The organism is Ruegeria sp. HKCCD9138 (assembly GCF_057220975.1).
On record NZ_JBWVAZ010000006.1, the window covers coordinates 79128 to 103576 of the forward strand.

Here is a 24449-nt window from a genome sequence, read left to right on the forward strand (position 1 = left end):
ATCAGCCCTCCTTTTCAATCTTGGTCAGGCAGTCGCGCAGCGCCAACCCGTATTCATATTTCGCCGGGCAGGCAAAGCCGACAAGGCCCAGATCCTCTTCGTCCAACTCCAGCGCACCCAGCGCCTGTGCGGTGTCGGTGTCCATCACCAGCAGCGCGCGCAGCAACTGCGTCGGCAGGTAATCCTGCGGCATCAGCTCCTCGAACGTGCCGGTGGGCACCATCGCCCGGCGGCCACCATTCAGGTTACTGGTGAAAGCAAACAGTTTCTTGGCAAAGGCCGAGCCCAGAACCGGCTGCACGGCGTATTTCGATGGCATCGGACGAATCCAGCCCATCGGGATCTGGTCGGGGTCCTCGCGAATGATGGTGATCTGGCGCGCAAAACGCCCCAAATACGCGGTCGGTCCTTCCGCATGCTGCCCGGACAGGACCGATCCCGAAATAATGCGCGCCGCCCCGTCAATATTGACCTCATGACGGGTCAGATCCTCGGTCGAGGCCCCCATAACGGTTCGGATCAGGCGCGGCTGCCGGGCACCCGGCCCTGTCAGGCCGATCACGATGTTCGGATCCAGATGCCCGGATTGCATCAGGCGACCAATGGCGACTACGTCCTGATAGCCGACGGTCCAGACCTGCTTATCCCCGGCCAGAGGCTCAAGAAAATGGATATGCGTACCTGCCAGCCCTGCAGGATGAGGGCCGGAAAACCCGGCTGTTTCGACACCCGGCAGATCGGCGCCGAGGATCGCGGCACCGTCCTTCTGGCAGAGATAGGTCTTGCCATCCGTCAATTGCGACACGGCAGCTAGACCCGCTGCGAATGCCTCACCGGCATCAGCGATAATCAGGGCTGCATCAGGCGCCAGCGGATCGGTGTCCATGGCAGTGACGAAGATCGAAGCTGGTTTACTACCGGGTTCCGGCATTTTCGAGTACGGTCGGGTCCGGAAAGCCGTCCACAAACCGGCGGCACAGAGTTTTGCGGTAACGCCTTCGGCACTGCCCGCATCGCCGGTGCCCGAGAAATCGACGCCTGGGTCATTGGCGTCGGAAACTTCGATCACAACGCTTTGCAACACGCGGCGGGCGCCGCGATTGATCGCGACGACCTTGCCGGTAAGGGGCGCGACCATCATAGCGTCCGGCGCATCCTTGTGACAGAACAGCGGAGTGCCGCGCTGAACCTCGTCGCCTTCCTGCACCAGCATCCGGGGTTTCAGGCCGATGTAATCACCGCCCAATACGGCCACCGTGGAAAACTCCGGTCCTGGCTGGATGGTCTGATCGGGTGCGCCTTCTATCGGCAGGTCCAACCCTTTTTTCAGTTTGAAAGTTTGCATGTGGCTACGTTCTTCCAAGCTTTTTTCCTGCGCCCGCTGATTGCGACGTCCCGTTAGGGGTCATCCAATAGCTTGGCTTTTTTCGGCAACGGTCGCAAAAGCGGCGAAAACCGTCCAAAATCCGTAGGCGTTATTCCGATTACGGCTCCTTTACGCGGGGATGGGGCCAAACGCAAACCTGTTACCGCAGAAACTGGTGGCCGATCAGCATTTTTTCTATGGATATGCCGCGATTCCGGGCTGTTTGACCACACTCATTTGCCGGTCGCACCCAATGGCTATCCGGTGTAAGCAGCCAAAATGGAAAATGCCGATGAACAAGAGATATTCCTGATTGCCACACCAGGGCTCGAAGCGCCTTTGTTCGCCGAAACCGTCCAAAACGGATTCGCCGCTGCGCGGATCGTTCCTGGCGGTGTCGTTTGCCGGGGAAGCTGGCCTGAAGTCTGGCGGGCAAACCTTGTGCTACGGGGGGCCAACAAGGTTCTCGTTCGTCTGGGCAGTTTTCCGGCCGTGCATCTTGCGCAGCTTGATAAGCGCGCCCGTAAGTTTCCCTGGACCGGCGTGTTGCGCCCCGACATCCCGGTCAAAGTAGAGGCGACCAGCCGAAAATCACGCATCTACCATGCCGGGGCTGCGCGTCAGCGCGTGGAAAAAGCCATAGCTGAGACGCTCGGCGCTCCCATCTCGTCCGATGCCACATTGCGCGTCCTGCTGCGAATCGAAAAGGACATCTGCACGTTCTCGGTCGACAGTTCGGGCGAGCCTTTGCACAAACGAGGTCACAAATCCGCGGTGGCCAAGGCACCGATGCGCGAGACCATGGCGGCGATGTTCCTGCGTGAGTGCGGGTTCGATGGGACCGAACCTATTCTGGATCCCATGTGCGGCTCGGGTACATTTGTGATCGAAGCGGCCGAGATTGCGTCCGGCTTGGTTCCCGGCCGGTCTCGCCACTTCGCCTTCGAAGATCTTGTGACGTTTGACGAGCAGGGCTGGCAGGGCATGCGGCGCAACGCAATCGCGAGTTCGACAGACCTTAAATTCTGGGGGTCGGATCGGAATGCAGGCGCCGTCGAGGCATCGTCGACCAACGCCTCGCGGGCGGGTGTTGCGGAGATTACCCGTTTTCAGCAACGTTCAGTCGGTGATCTGAAACCGCCAGAGGGACCGCCGGGCCTGGTCATAGCCAACCCGCCCTATGGCGCGCGGATCGGCGACGAAAAACGCTTGCGCTCGCTTTATGGCAGCCTCGGAAAGGTTCTGATGAGCCGTTTCCACGGCTGGCGCGTCGGGATTGTCACCAGCAATAACACACTGGCCCGCGCGACACGGCTGCCCTTGCTGCCTCCCGGCCCGGTTGTTGATCACGGGGGCACAAAAATCCGTTTGTACCGAACTGACCCCTTGCCCTGATCAAGGTCCGGCCCAGAACACAGATCTGACCGCTAACCGGAAGTGGATCGGGGTGTGGCCTTCGATTCAGACTGGGGGCAAACGCGCCCTGGATCACGCATCGCGCTGAGCGATCCAGTCATGATCAGGATCGTTTTTGAAGCGCCATTTACGCAGCGGTCCGGCCATGACGTTCAGATAATACATCTCGTACCCGTAAGGCGCCCCACATGGATGGTGACCGCGTGGGACAAGCACGACATCGCCATCCTTGACCGCCATGGTTTCGTCCAGGCTGCCATCTTCGGAATAGACCCGTTGAATCCCAAAGCCCTGCGCGGGGTTCAGCCGGTGGTAATAAGTTTCCTCCAGATAGGTCATGTTGGGAAAGTCATCCTCGTCATGACGATGGCTGGGATATGATGACCAGTTGCCATCCGGTGTAAACACCTCGGTCACCAGCAGGCTGTCGGCCACATCACGACCCTCCATGGCGATATTGTTGATATAGCGCATGTTTTGACCGGTTCCGCGGGGGGTCAGCTCGATACCCTCCGGCCCGAGACACCTGGCCGGGTAGTTGCCCTTGCCCGGCGCGCTGCACACGGCCAGGACGCATCGTGTGGTGGCAGTCGCGGACCACGCATTTTCATTCGGGACATACGCGCAGTGCGGCGGTGTCTTTTCAAACACGCTCATCCGCCCGCCCATTTCTCCAAAATCCAAACTGTCGCAGGACAGTTTCGCCTTGCCTTCGACCAAGACCAGAATGACCTCGCGGTCACCGGTCGCCTCGGACACGGTTTCGCCCGGTTCAAGATGATAAAGGCCAAATCCGACATAGCTCCAATCAGGACTCTGCGACCCTTTTGCGTTGGCCGCGGTGATGTCATGCACTTTGCCTGTGGACGACGTTGGTTTCCGCAGCAGATCAGTCATCCGAGTTCTCCGGTTTGTAAGTCAGCAACAGAGCGTAGACGCACCACGCCCCTACCCCTCCAAACACAAGCGCCCATACCGGAGCGCCAATTAATAATTCAAGTACCGCCCAACCCAGACAGGCCACAACCAAGGCGACCCGCACCCAGAGCGGTCGAAACCAGGGGTGAGACGTGTCGAACATTGCGATCTCAGCTCCGATCCAACCCGAGGTCGTGGGTGGCTTGTTTCAGCCCGGCCAGCCCCATGGACTGATCGCCAAACGTGTTTTGAACCTCGGGGGCTTCACAGGCTCCGGAATTGCAATGAGCTAAGCAGAACGGCAATCTAGGCGCCGGACCGGTAGCGATCATGAAGGCGTCGGTCTCGTCCACAGATTCCACCTTAGTTCCCATGTGGTGATGATATACCGGATCAAGCTCTTGTTCCCCGCAGTATTGAGCAAACTTTTCGACTTTTTCTCCAAACTCCGCCATCTCATTCGCGCCCGGAACCGGTGCGTTGTCTATGGGTGCATCAAGCGCCTTCGCCAATTTCGCGGATTTCCACACATTGCACGGTTTGCCGCCATTGTGCTTGTTCAGATGCGGCTGAATTGCGGCCTTTTCACCCTCAACCGAATGCGCCAGCAGGTTCAGAGAATGACAGCCCGAAATGAGCTTCAGCCCATGCGCGCCCAACACTTGTTTCAGTGCTTCGAATAGGATCATGTGACTGTCCGACTTAACATCCAGCTCATGTGCGCAAGCGTGTTTGGCATTTCTGGCGGACCTCATTCCGTTCGTCCCTGTCACTGAGATCGTGCACCGTACAGATCCACCAAATAACTGTTAATGGCGATAGAATTGAATGCCCAAACTGCGGTTCGCTCAGAGGATTTCGCTCATCGCAACGACACGACCTTCCGCCACGGACTTCAACGCCGCTTCCGACAGGGCCAGCGCCATCATTCCGTCATAGCCTGATGGCGAAGCGACCGCGCCGTCGCGAATTGTGGCGACAAAAGCCGCGATTTCAGCCGCATAGGCTTCGGTGTAGCGAGTCATGAAGAAATCGTGCAGTGGCGGGCGTGTGTACCCGCTGCCATTTGCGATCTCGATCGAAACAGGTCGTTGGTTTTCAGCCGAGACCATACCTTCGGAGCCGAACACCTCGATCCTCTGGTCATAGCCATAAGTGGCGCGGCGCGAATTCAGGATAGTACATTGCTTTCCCGTTGCGGTTGTCAGAACCACAGTTGCAGTGTCGAAATCATTGTGTTCGGCGACCTTGGGATCGACCAGAACCGAAGCTGTGGCCTGCACCGTCGCGATTTCTTCGTCCAGCAGGAAACGAGCCATGTCGAAATCATGAATCGTCATATCCCGGAAAATACCGCCGGAGACATCGATATATTCGAAAGGAGGCAAACCCGGATCGCGCGAGGTGATGGTGACCTGCTCGACTGCACCGATTTTGCCATCGACGATTGCCTGTTTCACGGCACCGAAATGGGGGTCAAAGCGGCGGTTAAAGCCAAGCATCAGCCGGGCATCGTTTTCCTTAGCAACTGCGAGGCAAGCCTTGACCCTGTCCAGGCTCAGGTCCACCGGCTTCTCACAGAAGATCGCCTTACCGGCTCGCGAGAACTGCTCGATCAGGTCTGCGTGCGTATTGGTGGGCGTACATATTATGACCGCTTCGACGGCTTCATCACCGGCGATTTCATCAATGCTGCAAACCGCGCAACCGTACTGTTCAGCGATAGCCTGCGCAGCCTGCGGATATGCATCCGAGACCGCAACCAGTTCAGCATCGGGGTCGCCTGCAATTGCCTGAGCGTGAACCCTTCCGATCCGTCCAGCACCAAGCAGAGCCATTCTTGTTGTCATTATGAACCTCATCGTTTCACCCGGCGGCGCCGGGACTGATTGTGTGCTTCTTTCATCATGCCCGTCCGGCATACCGAAGACCGCGGATCAGAGTTTGTCTGACGCCAGGTCGATTCGAATCATGACACCACCGCACCAAGATCGGCCACCAAATCGGACAGGATTCAATATCTGTTTCTGACCACGGTCGTATAGCTCAGGACGAATGTGAAGGACATGACGATCTCTGCCTGTTTTGCGGGCGGTCAACAGCAAGAACAACTGTCAGGACCAAATAAACCAAACGGCTATGGCTTCACATCTTCCTGGCGACCGCTGCCTTCGCTCGCATTGAAGTGAAGCATGTCTTCAACAAACAACTCGACGGCCCGCCGGCTCGCATGCGCCAATCGGGTTGCAAGAAAAAAGGTCGAGTTCCAATTCAACCGCTCCGGGGCAAGATCCCTGAGCTTGCCGTTGTGTTCCCAGCTCTGCGCAAAATGCACAGGAAGTGTCCCCAGATAATGACCGGTCTCAATCAGTGCGGCCATTGCCTCCATATTTGCTACGACGGCAGGCAATTCAGAGGTTGCCAGTTCCGGTGAAACGAACATGTCGTAGGAGCGTTGGCAAATCTGGTACCGAGACAAAACTTCCGGGCCGATCTCCTTGTCCGGCGTTTCGAAAAGTGGATGACCGCGCCCGCAATACAGCCGGTGTTCCTCATGGCAAAGTTCGATGTAGTTGAGCTCGGGCACCTGATTTCGGAACGGCGCAACAGCGACGTGCAGGTCGCCAGTGATCAATCGCTGGGTCAGTTCGGTTGGCGAGGCGACCACGATCTCCAACCGAACCTCGTTCGGGCGATCCAGAAATCTCTGCAAAGATTTGGTCAGGTGCAGGTCTGCCAGTGTACTGACCGTATCCACCACTCCAATGCGCAAATCCCCGGTAATGGCGTCGCGCAGTTCCAGCAGCTCTGCATCGAAATCCCGAACGTTTCGCAAAATCTCACCCGCTTTCCTGTATGCAATGTCACCTCGTTCAGTCAGGCGAAAGCCACCCCGTCCTCGCTCGCACACACGGTAGCCGAGCGCTGCTTCCAGATCACGGATTCGTATGCTGATCGCCGACTGGGTGATACCCAACGCATATTGCGCATCCGTGAATCCACCACATTCGACGACAGTCACGAAGGTCTCCAACAACGTATTTCTAAGCAGTTTCAACAGGTATTCGCCCTTTAAGATCTTTCGTTTTAGTTACATGAAAAGTCCTTATGTGAACATAATCAATATGATATTTTTTTGTGTAAATTTCTGTGCTGTCCTGACCCTCGATCTCCAAACCGCAATTGATCAATGGGAGGAAACCAGCATGACATTTACCCTTCGGTACGTAAGAAACTCCGCTGCCGCCACTCTGCTCAGCCTGGCGCCGCTGACCGCAGTGGCCGAAGACTGGAAATTCGCCATCGAAGAGATTCCAGGCTCGATCATGGACGCCTATGCACAAGAGTTCAAATCGCGCATCGAGGCCGCCACGGATGGCGAAGTGACCGTGACCGTCTATCCGATGGGCACCTTGGGCACGCCGACCGAGACGGTCGAGCAGGCCGCCGATGGCGTCATCCAGTTCACCAATGTCTCGATCGGAAATCTGGGTACCGTTGTGCCTGAAAGTCAGGTCTTTCTGCTTCCCTACCTGCTGCCGTCCGATCCGGCTGCGATCTCGAATATTCTCAGCAGCTCGGAAACCATCTATGGGCCGCTGAACGAAGATTTCCGCAAGCGTGGTCTGGAGGTTCTGACCATGTATTCCGAAGGTCCTCAGGTCTGGACCACAAACCGCGAGATTCGCACGCCCGAAGACTTCGACAACTTCAAGATGCGCGTGATGGTGTCGCCGATCCTATTGGAAACTTACAAGAACATGGGCGCCAGCCCGACACCGCTGCCGTTTGGCGAAGTGTTCGGTGCGCTGCAACTGGGTGCTGTCGACGGTCAGGTCAACCCGATCCCGACCATCGAAGAGATGAAGTTCTACGAAGTCACCAGCCACCTGATCTGGGCTGGTGAGCAAGAGCTTGTCACCACAGTTGTAGCCGGGTCCGACTGGTTCGAAACCCTCAGCCCCGACCGTCAGCAACTGGTGCGTGACACGATGGCCGACATGACCGGCTTCATCGACGGTGTAGTTACCGATTTCAATCAGCAGCGTCTGGACATCATCAAGGAAGCCAAGCCGGATATCGGTCTGGTCGTCCTGAGCGAAGAAGAGCGTGACGCGTTCCGCGAGCGCAGCACCGGCACCTCGGCGGCCTATGTCGAGACCGTCGGCGACCGCGGTCAGGAACTGCTGGACGCGCTGCAGGCGGAACTGTCGGGCAACTGATCCCTCCCCCACCACTTACGCAAAGCTTCCTCACGCGCCCTGCGCGTGAGGCATTCAAAAAAGGGAGGACACCATGCACAGCAGCACTGCCACTCCCTTCGGCTTTCTGGGAAAGATTGACGCCGTCATCGAACGGGTCGAAGTCTGGATCCTGGGCTGGGGGATCATCCTGATGGCCGTCAACACCATCGCCAATGTCTTTGGCCGGTATGTGTTCAACCAGTCCATCTATTTTTCCGAGGAACTGAACGAGTTTCTGATCGTCATCGTTACCTTCATGGGGCTGGGCTATGCCACCCGCAAGGGCATCCACATCCGCATGTCGGCCATCTATGACGCACTGCCGATCAAGATGCGCAAGGGGCTGATGGTGGTGATCGCTGCAACAACTGCCGTCGTCATGGCCGTTCTGGCATGGTACGCGCTTGAGTATGTTCAGAAAGTCGCTTCGCGCGGACGGATCACCCCGGCGCTGCAACTGCCACTCTATTTAACCTATGTCTGGGTGGTTATCGGTCTGGCACTGGCCTCGTTCCAATATCTGCTGACGGCGATCCGAAACCTGAATTTCGCCGAGGAGGAGGTCTACGTCTCCTACCTCGAAGTCGACAGTTACGAAGATCCGGAAACCGCAGCAGCTATCCAACGCTTTGAAGAATCCGCGGAGGCAGACAAATGACCGAGTTGATGCTGGTCGTCATGATCGTCCTGCTGCTGGCAGGTTTCCCGATGAAAATGCCGCTGATCGCGGCGGCGGTGCTGGGATTCCTTGTTTATTTCCCTGACATGAACATGCAGATCCTGATCCAACAGATGATCGGCGGGGTGAAACCCGCCGCGCTGATCGCGGTGCCGATGTTCATCCTGGCCGCCGACATCATCACACGGGGACATTCCGCCAACCGACTGATCGATCTGGTGATGAGCTTCATGGGTCATATCAAGGGCGGGCTGGCGATTTCGGTCACCAGCGCGTGTGCGCTGTTCGGCGCGGTCTGCGGCTCGACCCAGGCCACGGTTGTGGCCATCGGTGGCGCCATGCGGCCCCGGATGCTGAAATCGGGTTACAGCGACAGTTTCTCGATCGGCCTGATCGTAAACGCCGCTGACCTTGCCTATCTGATCCCGCCCTCGATTGGCATGATCATTTATGGTGTGGTGTCAGGCACCTCGATCTCTCAGCTGTTTATTGCTGGCATCCTGCCGGGTCTGCTGATCGTGGTCCTGTTCTCAGCCTATTGCATGGTCTACGCCTATCGCCATGACATACCCGTCTTGCCCCGCGAGGGCTGGGGGCAGAGATTCACAGCCCTGCGAAAGGCACTGTGGCCCATGGGCTTTCCTGCCATCATTGTTGGCGGCATCTATGGCGGCGTCTTCTCTCCGACCGAGGCGGCGGCGATCTGTGTGCTCTATGCCGTCGTGCTGGAGGTTGTGATCTTCCGCTCGATTAAGGCTGGTGACCTTTTTGATATTGCCTTGTCCACCGGAGCAATCACCTCGGTCGTCTTCATCCTGATCGCGGCAGGTGCGGCGTTTAGCTGGACGCTCAGCTTTGCTCAGGTGCCACAAACCATCATCGCCGCGCTGGGGCTCGAACAGGCAAGCCCGCTGATGGTGCTGCTTGCCATCAACGTGGCCTTTTTTGTCGGTTGCATGTTCGTGGACTCGATCGTAGTCATCCTGATCCTCGTCCCGATCTTCGCCCCAATGATCAAAGCCAGTGGTTTGGATCCGGTATTGGTCGGCGTCCTGATCACGCTTCAGGTCGCCATCGGAGCGGCCACACCACCTTTCGGCTGCAACCTGTTCACCGCCATCGCCGTCTTCCGCCGCCCCTTTGTCGAGGTCGTGCGCGGCGTGCCCCCGTTTCTTATCATCCTTTTGATTGTGACGGGCTTGCTGGTAGCCTTCCCTCAAATCGCCCTGTTCCTTCCGGAACTGGCCTATCGTTGAACCACAATAAACGGAGAATTCATGTCGGGACATGGTTATGAATCTGGTCGCCTGAACCTGCCCTTCGTCGGCATCTCGACCTTTGGCAAGAAACCCTATGTCGAGAACTGGGACGAAATTGATGCGGATGTCGCGATCCTTGGTGCACCGTTTGACTTTGGTTGCCAGTTCCGATCCGGCGCACGGTTCGGGCCGCGGTCTGTTCGCGAGGCTTCGACCCTGTTCAGCTTTGGACACGCCGGAGCCTATGATCACGAGGATGACGCCACCTATCTCGGCAGTGATGTGCGTATCGTCGATCTGGGCGACGCCGATATCATCCACACCAAGACCGAAGAAAGCCACGCCAACATAGAATACGGCGTCAAGAAGATCCTGGATGCGGGCGCCATCCCGGTCACGATCGGCGGAGACCATTCGGTCAACATCCCCTGCATCAATGCCTATGCCGAGGATTGTGCCCGGAACGGTCCGATCCACGTCGTCCAGATCGACGCCCATCTGGATTTCGTCGATGAACGTCACGGCGTGACGGTCGGACACGGCAATCCGATGCGGCGCGCGATCGAAAAAGACTATGTCTCAGGCATGACGCAGCTGGGGATTCGCAACGTCTCGTCCACCGCGAAAGAGGGCTATGATGATGCCCGCGCGCGCGGCTCGGATATCCTGTCAGTGCGCCAGGTGCGAAAGCTGGGTACTCAAGGCGTACTGGATCGCATACCGGCAGGCAGCCGCTATTACGTGACAATCGACATTGATGCCTTCTGCCCATCAATTGCCCCGGGCACCGGGACGCCCAGCCATGGTGGGTTCCAGTATTACGACGTACTGGAAATCCTGCAGGGCCTGACCAAACGCGGTGACGTCGTCGGCATTGATCTGGTCGAAGTCGCGCCGGCTTACGACCCTGGCGAGAGCACTCAGATACTGGCCGCGCAGCTATTGTTGAACTTCATCGGGTTCATCTTTCACAATAAGACCTGATCGGGCAATTCCAGCCATCCAAACAAGGCGTTTCGTGCGCCTTGTTTTACTTCCAGAGTTGCATGTGACTATGAGGCACTGCGCTTACTCAGGATTTGAAGGGCCTGCAACATATCATCCAGCCCGTGGCAAGGCTTTACCCCAAGGGCCGTCAGCTCATCCGAAACGTCCACAGGCATATCCGAGTTGGAATTGTCGGCAATCTGGTTCAGTTTACCTCCGATCAAAACGGGCATCACCTGCCCCCGACGGCGAAGCTGGTTCTGAACCTCATTGGCGTAGCCAAGCGCGATTCCGTTATAGGTGCTGACCGCAATTACATCTGCCTCGGCCTCGCAAGCGCTGGCCACAAGTATTTCCGGGTCCAGCGCAACTCCAGCATCCGTGACCCGCACTCCCAGTCCTTCGAGCGCTTGCCGCACTAGATAAGCCCCATGCTCATGCACATCTGTTGTTCCCAGAACCACGTGTATGCCTTTCAGACCTTCGCTCCGCTGGAGGTTCCTACGAACCCAACCCCGCGCCATTTCATCCAACTCCCGTGCCCAATCCGCCGGGACGAGCGGCCGGTGGTTGGCATCGGTCGGATGCCCCTGCCCCCACAGCGCTTCCATCCGTTTGGCACCCAGCCTGCGAATGGCCAGCATCAGAGCAGCGGGGTCCGAGATGTCGACCCCACGCTCGGTCAGACCAGCCAACGCTGCCCTTGCAAAACCACGCCCACCCCGGACCAGTTTTTGTGCCATGGCATCAACCAACGCACGATCAATCAGTTGTGCGTGGCCCGGAGCGTGTTCCACCAGCCGCGCCGCAAGAGTTTGCGCATCCAGAATCTCATCCACATCCGGAATCCGGATATTTTCCGTGACCGGAACCGGATTGATCGCGTGACCGGTATGAGCATTTGTCAGCGCACAAATATCGGTCAGCAGGTAATTGGCGAGGCTGGCATAATTTGCAGCCGGTTCGCCTTGATAAGCGACCGTGTTGCCAAAGATCATCGTACCCGGCGTTTCAATCTCTTGCGCCAACGCGGCGTGAAAGGCCGACCGTGTCAGCGGGTCGCAAAAGTGGTGCCCAAAACAAAATGAGGCCCGGGCTCCGATCAGATCTTCGACGATGTACTTTTCGACCAGCATCATGCCAAAGGCACTTGTCACGTCCAGAAACAGGCCCGCAAATCCATCATCCAGATTGGAATGCACCAGAATTTCAACCGGTTGCGCGGCAATCAGCCCAAGCGATGTGACGGTTGCCTCGGTTGTGGCCACCTCGTCGTCCCAGAATGGCAGTCGAAACGTGAAATACTGCCCCAGATTGCCAATGGCTGTCACCCCGGCTGCGATGGCAGCTTTTGTGTTTTCCAAAGCCCCGGGTAACCCAAGCATGAAATCTCCGAAATGCGCGGCGGCGGGGCTGGCATTGGCGATCCGTTCGAAATCCTCGGGTCCGGACAGCACGATGCCGGTACCCCGCCCGGCGGTCGCGCGATGCTCGGGCGGATAGCCCATCGACCAATCCAACGTAATGCCGAAACGGTCGATCTCTAAACCACGCGCCAAGCCCATCTCGTGCAATCGGGTCATCGCGTTCACCGTGCGGTCAATGCTGCGAAATCCGATATGGGCGTGTTGCATGATGCAACCTTTGGCGGCCTGTGCGCGTTTGTACTCTGCTTCGGATTCCACATTCTTGCTGTCCAGAAACGGGTTTCGACCCAGAGCCCACTCTGCGGCCATGGCTCGGCCCCGCTGTAAAAGTACCGTGCCCGGCACCATCTGCTCGGCAATCAGTTCCGGATCCGATGTCACGAATGCCCCCTTTGGCTGTCTGAGCCCTCCTGTCGAGACAGATCCACTGTTTCACGTCAATGCAATAAGCGTAAACCGCAAAACCAAGCATGGATTATCATCCGGAACGGCTCCTAGTCCGGCGCGGGCTCCACTCGCTGCAACCTCTCGCGAACGGCCAGAACCGAGGAATACGTCGATACGCAATATGGCACGACAAAGGTGAGGGCAATTTTTAGGATCACCCCCGCATCGACGGCCCCCGTTAATACCCGGTCTCCGTGATTGATTACTGCCAGTACGGCACCAACAATGAACGCAATTCTAAGCGCCCGCATCACCACGCTGCGCTCGGTGGCAATATTCCAGAACCCTTCGACTTCACCACTGTTGGACATTTTTCGATCCTGACCCCTGGAGTCTTGGTTTTGCGATCACACCGCCGTTCGATAGCAGCTTCACAGAATTGATCCAAGTTTTGGCAGGCAATGTGACTTGATGAAAAATCTCGCCGGTTTTGCTGAGGTGTCGCGTTTTCAGCACCAGCGCTTTGGCACGCCAGACCCCACGTTCGGCCGCCAATGTCGCTTGGATTTCCAGCACGGTCGAAACCCTAAACCGTACAGGAATAGGGAAAATCTGCGAAACTGGTATATACAACTCGAAAATCACGATTGTATGTTTGGGCATCGCCCCGACCATTGTCGGTGCCCTGCCATAGGAGGTGACCCGTGCTGAATATGACGCTCCCCATCCCTCTGATCCTCGCTGCCGCGCTGCCGGCGGTTCTGGAGCGATGTTCCGGAACGGACACGAGTACTGCACTGGGTGTTCTGGCGCGTGACAGGGTGGCACTGACAGCAACGGCCAACGAAATTGTCGTGGACCTGCCCGTTCCCGAAGGGACGTTGGTCAAGGCGGGCGACGTTCTGGTTCAGCTTGACGGTACGCTGCAGACTGCAAAGCTAAATCTGGCGCAGGCAGAGCTTGAGAAGGCAGAGGCCACGCTTCTCAAGCTTCAGGTTGGTCCGCGCGTGGAAGAGATCGCAATTGCCGAGGCAAAGGTCGCTGGCGCCGTCGCACGGTTGGTCGATGCCGAAGCCATTTACGACCGAAACTCCAAACTGGTCGAGAATTCCGTCGTTACAGAAGCGCAAGTCGCAAATGATCTGGCCTTGCGGGATTCTGCGCGGGCTGAACTGGCCAGTGCGCGGGAGTCTCTGAAGGAACTGCAAAACGGCACACGCCCTGAGGATCTTGCCGTGGCCGAGGCAAATGTCCGGGCTGCGAACGCATTGGTCGAAGCCGAGCAAAACGTGCTCAACGACCTGACCGTGGTTGCAACCCGCGAAGGCGTGCTGGACTCCCTGCCCTGGAACCTTGGCGAACGGGTCACCATGGGCAGCCCGGTTGCTGTCGTGGTTACCGGTCAGACGCCTTATGCCCGTGTTTATGTTCCTGAGCCGCATCGCGTGAACATAAAAACGGGTGACAGTCTTGAGGTCCGCGTCGATGGGTTGGATGACCCGCTGGAGGGCATCGTCCGCTGGATCAGCGATGATGCCTCTTTCACCCCATATTACGGGCTGAACAAAGATGACCGGAACCGCCTGGTTTATCTGGCGGAAATCGACCTCCCCGGCGCCTCGCCGGATTTACCGGCCGGAGTCCCGGTGCAGGTCAGGATGCCATGACGGATCTGGTGGTCTCGACGCAAGGTCTGACCCGGCAGTTCGGGGAAAAGACGGCCGTCAATAACCTGGATCTGGAAATCAGAACCGGCCAGATCTACGGGTTCCTCGGGCCCAACGGCTGCGGCAAGACCACAACAATGAGAATGCTGACGGGCTTGCTGACGCCGAGCAGCGGTTCGGTTTCGGTTCTGGGCAAATCGATGCCCGAGGCTGCTGAGCCGCTGAAAAGCGAGATCGGTTACATGACGCAGATCTTTTCGTATTACCGCGACCTGACGGTGATGGAGAACCTTCGGTTTGCAGCCGAGATTTACGGCATTCCCCGGAAAAAAGCCGCACCCCGGATAGATGAACTGCTTCACACTTATGACCTGACCGACAACGTCAATCAGCTAAGCGGCAGCATGAGTGGCGGGCAGCGTCAGAAACTGGCCCTTGCGGCGACGGTCATGCACCACCCGAAGCTGTTGTTTCTCGACGAACCGACCTCGGCCGTTGACCCGGAAACCCGCCGCACTTTTTGGGAGCAGTTGTTCGATCTGGTCGACGACGGCGCAACGATGATCGTGTCCACACATTTCATGGACGAAGCAGAACGGTGTCATCGGCTGGCCATCCTCGAACATGGTGTCAAAAAAGCCGATGGCTCACCCCGGCAGTTGATGGAGGACCTGCAGGCCGTTGTCGTCGAAGTCGAAGGCCCGAACCTGCGAAAGGTCAAGCACGAGCTGGACGGCAAATCCAAGGTTCTGTCGACCGCTCAGGTCGGATCAAGATTGCGGGTCCTGGTCGACAAATCCGAATCCGAACCGGTTGCAATGCTGCAATCGCTTCTCGGTGCGTTTCCGGATCTTTCGCTGACCCCCCAGCGTCCAAATCTCGAAGACGTGTTTGTCAGCGCGACACGAGGGGTGGCGTCATGAATTCTCTGCGCCGCATCACCGCTGTCCTGCGGAAAGAGCTGCTGCAACTGCGCCGCGACAGGATGACTTTCGCGATGGTGATCATGATCCCGCTGATCCAGTTGTTGCTGTTTGGATATGCAATCAACACCAATCTGCGCCACGTCCCGGTTGCCGTTGTCGACCAGGCCAATACAGAGTTGTCCCGAACCCTGGTGCAACTGGTTCAGGCCACGCAAGTTGTGACCGTGACCGAACAGCTCGTAAACCCGCAAGAAGCTGAACAGGCAATCACGGAATCCCGAGTGCGCGCTGCCTTTATTATCCCGCCGGACGTGGACAACCGGATCGCGCGCAGCCCCTCTGTCGGACTGGGTCTTCCTGATGCAACGGACCTGACCAGCAGCCGCCCGGTCGCACATTGGATCGTCGACGGCTCGGATACGATGGTGGCCAGCGCGATCAAATCCCTGCGCGTGATGCCATTGACCGAGTTGCTGAAAATGCCACCGAACCGGCAGGTTCCGACATTCGAGGTCACGCTCTATTTCAACCCCGAGCAAAGATCTGCGGTGAATATCGTACCGGGTCTAGTCGGAGTGATCCTGACGATGACGATGATCCTGTTCACCTCGGCCGCGATCGTTCGGGAACGCGAACGAGGGAACATGGAGATGCTGATCAATACGCCGATCCGATCGATTGAATTGATGATAGGAAAGATCATCCCTTACATCTTTCTGGGCCTGATACAGGTCGTGATCATTCTTGGCCTCGGGCACGTGCTGTTTGCCGTCCCGATCAATGGCGGGCTCGGAGCACTTTTTGTGGTGACGCTGTTGTTCATCATTGCCAGTCTGTCTCTGGGGTTGGTCATCTCCACCCTGGCCCAGAACCAGCTTCAATCGATGCAGATGACCATTTTCGTGTTGCTGCCTTCGATCCTGATGTCGGGGTTCATGTTCCCGTTCGATGGAATGCCAAAACCCGTACAAATCATCGCTCAGATTCTGCCGGCAACACATTTCATGGACATGATCCGAGGAGTAGTTCTGCGGGACGCGTCCCTTTATGCCCTGCGTTGGGAAATCCTCTGGATGATTGGCTTTGCCGTCTTCGGCTTGCTGGCAGCAACACTCAGATTCAAGAAGCGCCTGGGCTGACCAGCGTGCAATCTGTATTGCATGACTAGCCGACTGCGGTGTTCCCGAGCTCTCGGATTGGAAAGCAACGCCGGATTTCGCGGTCCAAGTCTTCCGGGATATGCGACGGCGGCGGATTAGACAGAAGCTCGCGCGTACGCGCCCGAGCGCGTTCCAGCAGATCTTTGTCCGGTGCAGCGGCCCACTCTTGCGGGGTGCGCCGGTCCGCAAGCGCGGGGTAGAAATAGTCGCTTTCCATACGGTTCATCGTCTGATCGTGCCCGAGGAAATGCCCCGGCCCGCCGACGCACACATCCCGGATGGTTTCCAGTGACAGCGTTTCTTCCGTCACCTCGAAACCGCGTACCGCCCGCATGACCGAGCCGATCAAATCATTGTCCAGCACAAAGCTTTCCAATGAGCAGCCCAAAAGTGAGCCGTACATCCCGGCAGCTTCGTAGACAAGATTGGCACCGGCGAGCGCGGCCAGAAGCTCGGTATAGCCTTTCTCATATCCGGCCTGAAAGTCCGGCATCTTGCTATCGGTCATACCTGCGCTGACGGAACAAGGGATGTCGTAGAACCGGGCCATCTGAGCACAGGCCGCCATGAGCAATCCCTGCTCGGCTGATCCACCAGACATGGCGCCCGTTCGCAGATCGCTGACGAAGGGAAGCCCGCCGAACGTGGCCGGATGGCCGGGGTTCAGTAAGTTGACGTATACGATCCCTGCCAGCACCTCGGCCGTTTGTTGTGCAACAGCTCCGGCCAGCGGCGCCGGGCTGGTTGCACCCGCCTGCCCGGCTGATACCAGCTTGAGCGGCATGCCGTGACGCGCGGCACATTCAATCACACCTAACGCCTCTTGGGCGAAAGTGAGCGGCGGAACAATGAAACAGGTCGAAACGCAAAGTGGAGGGCGGGCTCGCAATGCATCCGGGCCACCCATGATGATGGTCATCATTCCAACAGCTTCTTCCATCACCTCGGCTGAGCCGAAGGACGTGCCGGTGGGCTTTGCAGTACCTTTGAGACAGGCATAAGCGGTGTTGAGGTCCATCTCACGCGGGTCCGAGATATCCCGCGCCACAACCGTGCGCTGGAACATGTGAACATTGGGCAACTGATCGGCAAGCCTTGCCATGTCGTACAGATCGCGCAGGGTCGTATCGCGGATCTGGCCAGTTTCACTGTCGATGATGTGCACAGCTGCGCCGGAAGTGCCAAAATGAATGCGCGACCCGGAAGGGTCGATGTCATGTTTGTGCTTCAACCCGCACAGTTTGAAACCACGCCCGGCTGTCTTCAACACCTTGCGCACGAGGATTTCGGGCAACAGCAGCCTTCCGTCGTCCGTCAGGGACCCGCCCGCGGTACAAATCGTATCCACGCAGGTTTGCGTCGCTCCTTTGAGGCCAATCTCTTCGAGAATTCGCATTGCTGTCTGGTCGACCATGGCGAGTTGAGCATCAGTCAGAGGCCGGTATCGCCCGCCTTCAATCCCAGGCCAGATTGCCGTGGTCGGCCCCGAACCGGCCCCCGCAACCCTTGCCTGCCTGCGCGCGGCGCGCCCGCCTGTGCGTTTGCGGTCTGTCATCTGGACATCCTTTGAAAAAACTCTGCAATATCGGCAGCGTGAGGCCAGTCGAGCAACTCTGTGAAGCCTTCGGTCGGGCGGTTAGTCAGGGCAGTAAACTTTTCACCCAACTGCACACTGTTCATTGGGTTTTGCGGCGCGCCGAGCGGATAGGCACAGGTGGTTTCAAGCACATCCCCACCTTCCAAAGTAATGCGCAGGATGTCCGGCTGAGCCGGGTCAAAGTTCAGGGCGCGGTTTCGGGCCGGTTCCGGAATGACGGTCGTAGACTTGATTAGCCGGCGTACCAACGGGTCAAGCCAGAACGCGCGAGCGCTGTCGCCGAGGGTCAGCCCTGCGTTGACCAAAACCTGAGCAACACAAGCAGGGGCTGAAAACAGAGCCTCGTTGCGTGTGGTGGGCGAGTTGAACGGCAGGATTTCAGCGTGAAAATCCGGAAGATACGCCTGAATCGCGATCACCCTATCCAGTCTGCCCGACAGTTTGGGCCGCAACTCCAATGCTGCCGTCATAAGCCGATGCGTGTATCCGCAGGACGGCCAGGGTTTTAAGATCAGGCCATAGTCGTCAATCGCCCAAGGTAACCCCAAGCGGGACAGGGCACGACAAAACCGATCCGGTTCGGGGCTACCCATCAATCCTGCAAATCCCCGTGGATGGTCCAGCACATGGAGCTGCGCCGAAACTCCTTGCGCAGCCAGCAGCGCGGCTTCCAACCCGTTGCGCGCAGCCCACCCCGCCTGAAGCGGTTTGGCACTTGAACCAAATTGCAAGGTATAACCGGTGGCTTGTGACACGGACAAAGCCATCGCGTGGGCGGCCTGTGTTTCTGACAACTTCAAAAGCCGCGACGCTGCTCCGGCCACGCCGATTGCCCCAAGGGTGGCCGTCGAATGAAACCCACGCGCGTAATGATCCAGCGTCAACGCCTCGCCAAGGCGCATGATGATCTCTGCCCCCACGGCGTAAGCGGCAACAAGTTCAGTGCCACTCGCCGGTTTCAGATGCGCGGCCGCCAGAAGAGCGGGCAATAGAACAACCGTTGGATGCGTGTTTCCCGGCTCCTCCCAATCATCCAGATCCCAGGCGTGGCCGGCCACAGCATTGACCATCGCCGCATAGGGGGCGTTCAGCCTCTTTGTGTGACCATAAAGTGCAACCGGCCCGGCACCAAAAGGCTCCAGCGCAGAACGCACCCGACTGGCAACTTCACCGTCCGCCCCGGCGAGAATGCACCCAAAGCAATCTGCTACGGCTGGCGCGATCACATCGGTCAACTCTGGTCCCGGATCAGCGGAAACAGCAAACCGGGCCAGCCGCTCGGCAGCAGTCACGACACCTTGTCCAGCGCTTCGAGAAACTTGTCCTTTTCCTCAGCATGCATGCGGATGTTGTTTTGCGGATAAGGGAAACTACCGTCCTTTACCGCGCTACCGAAGGCGGACATCGCCGCAGTGCGTTCGCTGCGGATCTGATCGTGCAATCGCTGCAAGTTGCCGAACGCGTGGGCGTGCTTTGGCGGCTTGTCCTCTTCACTGGCCTCCCCGCAAATATCTTTCACAAAGCTGAAGATCGCATCACCCGCATTACCCGAGCCCAGAGAGAACGTGACGATTGAAGTTTTGTCGTTCACCGCCTCCAGCACTTCTTCGGCGATACATTCAGCCTCAACCGCGAAAACGCCCACGTCTTCCATGCGTTTGAGCGTGCGATATATCTCCATCGCCTCGCCCGCCGTGCGGCCCCAACCGCGCAGCCCCCCGCAATAATGGCTGAAGGTCGGGATCAGCCCAATATGCGACTGCACCGGAACGCCCTCCTTGGCCAGGGCCTCCATCACATCGAAGGAGCGCAGGGTGTAATACATGTCCGCGCCCTTTCGCATCATGTCAAAGGCGTGGTCCATGATCTCCTGCGTCGATCCGAACTCCGCCCAGGTGCTGCCGACCCCGGCAAATATGTCCGGCGCGACCTCGCGGGTGTGTTCGATATGTTCGTCCCAGACCACCAACAAGTCGATGCCTGCGTCCAAACAGGCCTGAAGCTCGTCCGGGGTAGACGGGTTCGACATCGACAGTTTCCGGCCTGTACCTTTAAGGGCTTTCAAGTCGGCAATCGTGTAATTGCGCGCCGCCGGGCGTCGCCCGAAGTCATAGATACGTTTCATACATTCTCCTCCCTCATTCTTCGGTTGCGGCGCCTTTGCGGGCTCAGGCAAATGGGTCGGGTTGCTGGGGATTTGTGGACAACCAGACGGATTTGGTCTGCAGAAAGCAGCGCATCCCTTCGAACCCGTTTTCGCGGCCGTAGCCCGATTGTTTCATGCCACCGACCGGCGATTGTGTGGCAGCGTTGAAATAGTTGTTGATATAAACCGTGCCGGCCTCGATCCGGTCGGCAATGCGCATCGCTTTGGCGACATCGCGGGTCCAGATACCTGCGGCAAGCCCGTAGATAGTGTCGTTGGCGATGCGAATTGCTTCTGCCTCGTCCTCCCAAGCCTCGGTGCTGACCACTGGCCCAAAAACCTCATTCTGTGCCAGATCGGAGGTGTTGGGGACATCTGCGAAAATCGTTGGCCCGATGTAATAACCGCTATCCCGGCACGCGGTCCGACCATCCAGCAACAGCCTGTGACCCGCTTGCTCGGCCGCAGAAATGCGCGCCAGAACGGTTTCGTAGTGCCGCCGGTTGGCCATCGGCCCGATCTGCGTTGCCGGATCCAGAGGATCACCCACACGGGCTTTTTTCGCCACATCAACCAACCTTTCGGTGAAGTCGTCGATGATGTCGCGATGTACAAGCACGCGTGAACCCGAGATGCAGCTTTGCCCACCCGGAGGGAAAATTCCCGCAGCAACCCCGTTTACAGCCAGCTCGAGATCGGCATCGGGAAAGACAACTTGCGGCGACTTGCCACCAAGCTCCATCACCACCGGCTTAACTTGCTGCGCCGCCGCGATTGCGGCCGCTCGACCGCCCGCTGTACCGCCCGTGAAACTCACCATCCTGACATCCGGGTGTTCAATCATCGGCTGGGCCGTCGTCGCCCCTAATCCGGTGACCACATTCAACACCCCGGGCGGCAGATCGGCCTCGAGCAGAACCTCCATCAGCTCCAGCGTCGATGCGCTGGAATGTTCCGAAGGTTTCATTACGACCGTATTTCCCGCCGCAAGACAGGGGGCGAGTTTCCAGAACAGGGTTCCCAGCGGCGAATTCCAGGGCAGTACCTGAGCGACAACGCCGAAGGGTTCCCACTTTACGTAGTTGTGGATGTCGGGTGCTTCGGCGGGGATGATCCGGCCCTCAAACTTGTCGCACATACCGGCGTAATAGTGGAAACTGTCAACCAGCCACTGACCCGCGCGCAATCCCGGAGTGATCATCGACGGCAGCTTGCCGTTGTCGCGGGTTTCGATCGCCCCCAATCGGTCGGCATGGCGAGAGATCACGTCACCCATGCGTCGCAGTAGCCTACCCCGTTCGGCTGGCTGCATCCGGCCCCAATGACCTGCGTAATAAGCTGAATGCGCCGCACCCACAGCGAGATCGACATCCGCCTGCCGACAGTCGGGGATACGCGCCCAGACTTCGCCGGTGGCAGGGATTTCACTGTCGATATATCCCCCGCCTGCGGGTGCGTGCCATGCGTTGCCGGCAAAGAAATCGAAGGTGCGGATGTCGGTCATCGAGTGTGCTCCGTTGGGTATTCCGGTGGCAATGGTGGGCGGCCAAGGATCATGTCGGCAGCCTTTTCCGCCATCATGACCACTGTGGCATACAGGTTGCCAGTGATTTGCATCGGCATCGCCGAAGCGTCGCAAACACGCAGCCCCTCGACCCCATGCACCCTTAATTCATGATCCAGCACGTCGCCCATACGTGCGGTGCAGGCCGGGTGGTGACCCGTATAGGCCGTCTGACGGATCGCCTGAACGATCGCGGCATCGGTGTGGGCGTCTTTCCAGGGCCCAGTCTCACCCGAAACCAGGCTTGCAATCGGTTCCTGCGCCATCACGTCTCGCATAACCTGAACACCGCGTTTCAGATGTTCGGTATCCTGCGGATCCGCGAAATAGTTTGGATCGATCAAAGGCTTCTCACTTGGGTCGGCGCTTGCCAGGCGAACTGTCCCAACCGAGCGGGGCCGCTCAAGGTTTATGTCTATTTGAACACCCGGTTTCGCCACCTTGCGACCGCGTACCAAAAGCCTGCGACCAAGCCGCTGCGTCAGCGGCGCGCGTTCTTCGCACCCATTGCCAAGGTTTTCTTCGACAACCATCGGGGTCATGAAAACTTCTAGCTCGGGCAGCGCAGGGTTGTCGAAGGCATGGAACAACACTGTCGAAAAGAATGCTCCTCCGCCGGGGCCTGAACCGTTCAGCAGCCATTTCCCCATCAGTAACGCCGCCCTGTCCAGCCTCTGATGCCGGGCATGACTGAGATCCGGCCGGTCCGAAGCGTATTGCATCGAAACATCGGGATGATCTGACAGGTTCGCCCCCACAGAGGGTAGATCAGACACAACATTAATCCCGTGCTGATAAAGATGATCGCCCGGCCCGATGCCGGACAGCATCAGCAGATGTGGCGTGCCGAAACTGCCCTGACAGACAATCACCTCGCGACGCGCACGGATCACTTCGCCATCAAGTGTTTCCACACCGATCGCACGCCGCCCGTCAAAAACTATTCGCGCAATCTGGCGCCCGGTGCAGAGTGTCAGATTCTTCGGTGGATTTTTCAGATATGCGATGGCCGCCGACTGGCGAACACCTCTCCAGACAGTCGAGTCATTTCGCGACACGCCTGTCCGCTCGGGCCCATTGAAGTCACTGATCTCGCGATGCCCGGCAGCCCTGGCCGCCGCTATGAATGCGCGCTCAAACTCTCCGAAATTTCTGGCGGGCTCGGTTTTCAACGGGCCGTCGCGCCCATGCCAATCGTCACAGCGGTCGCGTGCGCCCTCTGAGCGGCGGAAATACGGAAGAACGTCCGCATAGGACCAGCCCTCAAGCTCCGACTGCCGCCACATGTCGTAATCCGCCGCCACACCGCGCATGTAAATCATGCCGTTGACGATGGAGGATCCTCCCAAAGCCTTACCACGTGGATAGTAGATGCTGCGACCATTCAATCCCGGCTGTGGCACAGAATGATAACCCCAATCGAGCCTGGGGTTGCCGAAGACGAACCCGTTCCCGGCTGGCATCCGGATGAACAGGTCTCGACCCCGACCACCGGCCTCGACCAGACAGACCGAAACCTTCGGGTCTTCCGCCAGCCGTGCCGCCAATACGCAACCGGCCGAGCCGCCCCCAGCGATTACATAATCGAACGCCTTCACCCCGAGAGCCTTTCGAGAATGGCATTCGTCATCTCGGCCCCGGTGGCCTGCCCGCCCAGATCAGGTGTCATGATGCCCACGTTCAGCGTGGCTTCGACTGCGGATTCCAGCAGACTGACGACATGGGGCTGGTCAAAACTGTATTGGAACATCATCGCGACGGACAGGATCGTGCCCACAGGGTTGGCAGTACCCAGACCTGCGATATCCGGCGCGGACCCCGCGGTGCTCTCATACATGCCGAATACTGGTCCGTCCGCCGGGTTCGCAGCCAGACAGGCCGAGGGCAGCATACCCAGTGAGCCCGCATATACTGCCGTCAGGTCGCTCAGCACGTCGCCCATCTGGTTGCAGCCGATCACCACGTCGAAATCCTCGGGCCGCCGCATCAGCTGATACGCGCAATTGTCCGCAAACATGTTTTCGAAGATTACATCCGGATATTCTTGCGCAACCTCGGTCACGACCGTGCGCCAAAGTTTGTAGCTTTCCATAACGTTTGATTTGTCACAGCTCACCAACCGACTCCGTCGCGACCTGGCCAATTGAAACCCGCCATGCGCAAACCGAGCAACTTCGGCCTCATCGTAGGCAGTCATGTCATAACCCTGCCGCAGACCATTCACCCGGCGTTGCCCCCTTTCGGTGGCAAACATGGCGCCACCACACATCTCGCGCAGGATCAGAACATCCGCGTTCTCAGCCAGTCCGGGTCGAAACGGGGTTTTGGACATGAGCGGCACCCAAGCACGGGCCGGGCGCAACCCCAGATAGGTTTGCAAATGATGGCGCAAATACATCAAACCGTCCTGACATTCGGCGCCGCCGGGCACCCGGATGCTGTCCCATTTCGGGCCGCCGACTGCCCCAACCAATATCGCGTCGGATTTACGCGCCTGATCAAGCACCTCTGGGGTGCAAAAGCTTCCATGCACCTCCCAGGACGCGCCGTGCAAAAGGCCGTGCCGAACGGACAAACTGATGCCTGAAAGTTCTGCCAGCCGTCCGGCGACGCGCAATCCCTGCTCCAGGATTTCCGGACCAATCCCATCGCCACCAAGGGCCAGAAGTGTCTTTTCCACCGATCATTCCTGCTTTGACGCCAGCA

23 protein-coding genes are annotated in these 24449 nt (G+C 58.2%); 8 read left to right on the top strand and 15 right to left on the bottom strand.

Annotated features, from left to right (window positions below):
* Position 1 precedes the first annotated feature (1 nt).
* Positions 2 to 1345, bottom strand: coding sequence for a Na(+)-translocating NADH-quinone reductase subunit A (locus AC2TEL_RS12245; RefSeq protein WP_480862291.1), 1344 nt, complete (start codon positions 1343 to 1345; stop codon positions 2 to 4).
* Between the two features lie 300 nt (positions 1346 to 1645).
* Between AC2TEL_RS12245 and AC2TEL_RS12250 the strand changes: the two genes are divergently transcribed.
* Positions 1646 to 2761: a THUMP domain-containing class I SAM-dependent RNA methyltransferase gene (locus AC2TEL_RS12250; protein WP_480862293.1), complete on the top strand. Its 1116-nt coding sequence runs from the start codon at positions 1646 to 1648 to the stop codon at positions 2759 to 2761.
* 93 nt (positions 2762 to 2854) lie between these two features.
* Here AC2TEL_RS12250 and iolB read toward each other — a convergent pair whose 3' ends face one another.
* From iolB to AC2TEL_RS12275, 5 genes are all read right to left on the bottom strand, one after another.
* Complete coding sequence (gene iolB, locus AC2TEL_RS12255) at positions 2855 to 3679, bottom strand: 5-deoxy-glucuronate isomerase (RefSeq protein WP_480841836.1); 825 nt, start codon at positions 3677 to 3679, stop codon at positions 2855 to 2857.
* Positions 3672 to 3863 (bottom strand): hypothetical protein, encoded by a 192-nt coding sequence (locus AC2TEL_RS12260; RefSeq protein WP_480841838.1) that lies wholly within the window; start codon positions 3861 to 3863, stop codon positions 3672 to 3674. The genes iolB and AC2TEL_RS12260 overlap by 8 nt, the downstream gene beginning before the upstream one ends.
* A gap of 7 nt (positions 3864 to 3870) precedes the next feature.
* Entirely contained in the window at positions 3871 to 4455 is a 585-nt protein-coding gene (locus AC2TEL_RS12265; RefSeq protein ID WP_480904250.1) for an IolE/MocC family protein, read from the bottom strand.
* A 93-nt stretch (positions 4456 to 4548) separates the two neighbouring features.
* Complete coding sequence (gene iolG / locus AC2TEL_RS12270) at positions 4549 to 5550, bottom strand: inositol 2-dehydrogenase (RefSeq protein WP_480841841.1); 1002 nt, start codon at positions 5548 to 5550, stop codon at positions 4549 to 4551.
* A gap of 287 nt (positions 5551 to 5837) precedes the next feature.
* The gene (locus tag AC2TEL_RS12275; protein WP_480841843.1) at positions 5838 to 6758 is read right to left on the bottom strand and encodes a LysR family transcriptional regulator; all 921 of its coding nucleotides are present in this window, start codon (positions 6756 to 6758) and stop codon (positions 5838 to 5840) included.
* 148 nt (positions 6759 to 6906) lie between these two features.
* On the opposite strand from AC2TEL_RS12275, the gene AC2TEL_RS12280 reads away from it, so the two are divergent.
* The 4 genes from AC2TEL_RS12280 (at position 6907) to speB (ending at position 10866) form a co-directional block, all read left to right on the top strand.
* Positions 6907 to 7923, top strand: a complete 1017-nt coding sequence (locus tag AC2TEL_RS12280) for a TRAP transporter substrate-binding protein (RefSeq protein ID WP_480862295.1) — start codon at positions 6907 to 6909, stop codon at positions 7921 to 7923.
* A gap of 73 nt (positions 7924 to 7996) precedes the next feature.
* Positions 7997 to 8602, top strand: a complete 606-nt coding sequence (locus tag AC2TEL_RS12285) for a TRAP transporter small permease (RefSeq protein WP_480841846.1) — start codon at positions 7997 to 7999, stop codon at positions 8600 to 8602.
* Positions 8599 to 9879: a TRAP transporter large permease gene (locus AC2TEL_RS12290; protein ID WP_480862296.1), complete on the top strand. Its 1281-nt coding sequence runs from the start codon at positions 8599 to 8601 to the stop codon at positions 9877 to 9879. The genes AC2TEL_RS12285 and AC2TEL_RS12290 overlap by 4 nt, the downstream gene beginning before the upstream one ends.
* Before the next feature lie 21 nt (positions 9880 to 9900).
* The gene (gene speB, locus AC2TEL_RS12295; RefSeq protein WP_480841850.1) at positions 9901 to 10866 is read left to right on the top strand and encodes an agmatinase; all 966 of its coding nucleotides are present in this window, start codon (positions 9901 to 9903) and stop codon (positions 10864 to 10866) included.
* A gap of 68 nt (positions 10867 to 10934) precedes the next feature.
* On the opposite strand, the gene AC2TEL_RS12300 is transcribed toward speB, so the two are convergent.
* From AC2TEL_RS12300 to AC2TEL_RS12310, 3 genes are all read right to left on the bottom strand, one after another.
* Entirely contained in the window at positions 10935 to 12677 is a 1743-nt protein-coding gene (locus AC2TEL_RS12300; RefSeq protein ID WP_480862298.1) for a cobalamin-dependent protein, read from the bottom strand.
* A gap of 113 nt (positions 12678 to 12790) precedes the next feature.
* Positions 12791 to 13054: a nitrate/nitrite transporter NrtS gene (gene nrtS / locus AC2TEL_RS12305; protein WP_480862300.1), complete on the bottom strand. Its 264-nt coding sequence runs from the start codon at positions 13052 to 13054 to the stop codon at positions 12791 to 12793.
* Positions 13038 to 13358 carry a hypothetical protein gene (locus AC2TEL_RS12310; RefSeq protein WP_480862301.1) on the bottom strand — a complete coding sequence of 107 codons (321 nt, stop codon included), beginning with the start codon at positions 13356 to 13358 and terminating at the stop codon, positions 13038 to 13040. Before AC2TEL_RS12310 ends, nrtS begins: the two co-directional genes overlap by 17 nt.
* A gap of 38 nt (positions 13359 to 13396) precedes the next feature.
* On the opposite strand from AC2TEL_RS12310, the gene AC2TEL_RS12315 reads away from it, so the two are divergent.
* The 3 genes from AC2TEL_RS12315 to AC2TEL_RS12325 are packed head-to-tail and all read left to right on the top strand — an operon-like array spanning position 13397 to position 16415.
* A complete protein-coding gene (locus AC2TEL_RS12315) occupies positions 13397 to 14350 on the top strand; it encodes an HlyD family secretion protein (RefSeq protein ID WP_480904309.1) in 954 nt (317 codons plus the stop codon).
* Positions 14347 to 15273, top strand: coding sequence for an ABC transporter ATP-binding protein (locus AC2TEL_RS12320; RefSeq protein ID WP_480841858.1), 927 nt, complete (start codon positions 14347 to 14349; stop codon positions 15271 to 15273). Before AC2TEL_RS12315 ends, AC2TEL_RS12320 begins: the two co-directional genes overlap by 4 nt.
* Positions 15270 to 16415, top strand: coding sequence for an ABC transporter permease (locus tag AC2TEL_RS12325; RefSeq protein ID WP_480841860.1), 1146 nt, complete (start codon positions 15270 to 15272; stop codon positions 16413 to 16415). The genes AC2TEL_RS12320 and AC2TEL_RS12325 overlap by 4 nt, the downstream gene beginning before the upstream one ends.
* Positions 16416 to 16440: 25 nt before the next feature.
* Here the strand turns inward: AC2TEL_RS12325 and AC2TEL_RS12330 are convergent, their stop codons facing one another.
* The 6 genes from AC2TEL_RS12330 to leuB are packed head-to-tail and all read right to left on the bottom strand — an operon-like array spanning position 16441 to position 24423.
* A complete protein-coding gene (locus tag AC2TEL_RS12330; RefSeq protein WP_480862305.1) occupies positions 16441 to 17991 on the bottom strand; it encodes a trimethylamine methyltransferase family protein in 1551 nt (516 codons plus the stop codon).
* Positions 17988 to 19325: an MmgE/PrpD family protein gene (locus AC2TEL_RS12335; RefSeq protein WP_480904252.1), complete on the bottom strand. Its 1338-nt coding sequence runs from the start codon at positions 19323 to 19325 to the stop codon at positions 17988 to 17990. The genes AC2TEL_RS12330 and AC2TEL_RS12335 overlap by 4 nt, the downstream gene beginning before the upstream one ends.
* The gene (locus AC2TEL_RS12340; protein WP_480862309.1) at positions 19322 to 20158 is read right to left on the bottom strand and encodes a 3-methyl-2-oxobutanoate hydroxymethyltransferase; all 837 of its coding nucleotides are present in this window, start codon (positions 20156 to 20158) and stop codon (positions 19322 to 19324) included. The genes AC2TEL_RS12335 and AC2TEL_RS12340 overlap by 4 nt, the downstream gene beginning before the upstream one ends.
* A gap of 43 nt (positions 20159 to 20201) precedes the next feature.
* The gene (locus tag AC2TEL_RS12345; protein WP_480862311.1) at positions 20202 to 21683 is read right to left on the bottom strand and encodes an aldehyde dehydrogenase; all 1482 of its coding nucleotides are present in this window, start codon (positions 21681 to 21683) and stop codon (positions 20202 to 20204) included.
* Positions 21680 to 23341 carry a GMC family oxidoreductase gene (locus tag AC2TEL_RS12350; RefSeq protein ID WP_480862313.1) on the bottom strand — a complete coding sequence of 554 codons (1662 nt, stop codon included), beginning with the start codon at positions 23339 to 23341 and terminating at the stop codon, positions 21680 to 21682. Before AC2TEL_RS12350 ends, AC2TEL_RS12345 begins: the two co-directional genes overlap by 4 nt.
* Positions 23338 to 24423, bottom strand: coding sequence for a 3-isopropylmalate dehydrogenase (leuB, locus tag AC2TEL_RS12355; protein ID WP_480862315.1), 1086 nt, complete (start codon positions 24421 to 24423; stop codon positions 23338 to 23340). Before leuB ends, AC2TEL_RS12350 begins: the two co-directional genes overlap by 4 nt.
* Positions 24424 to 24449: the final 26 nt, after the last annotated feature.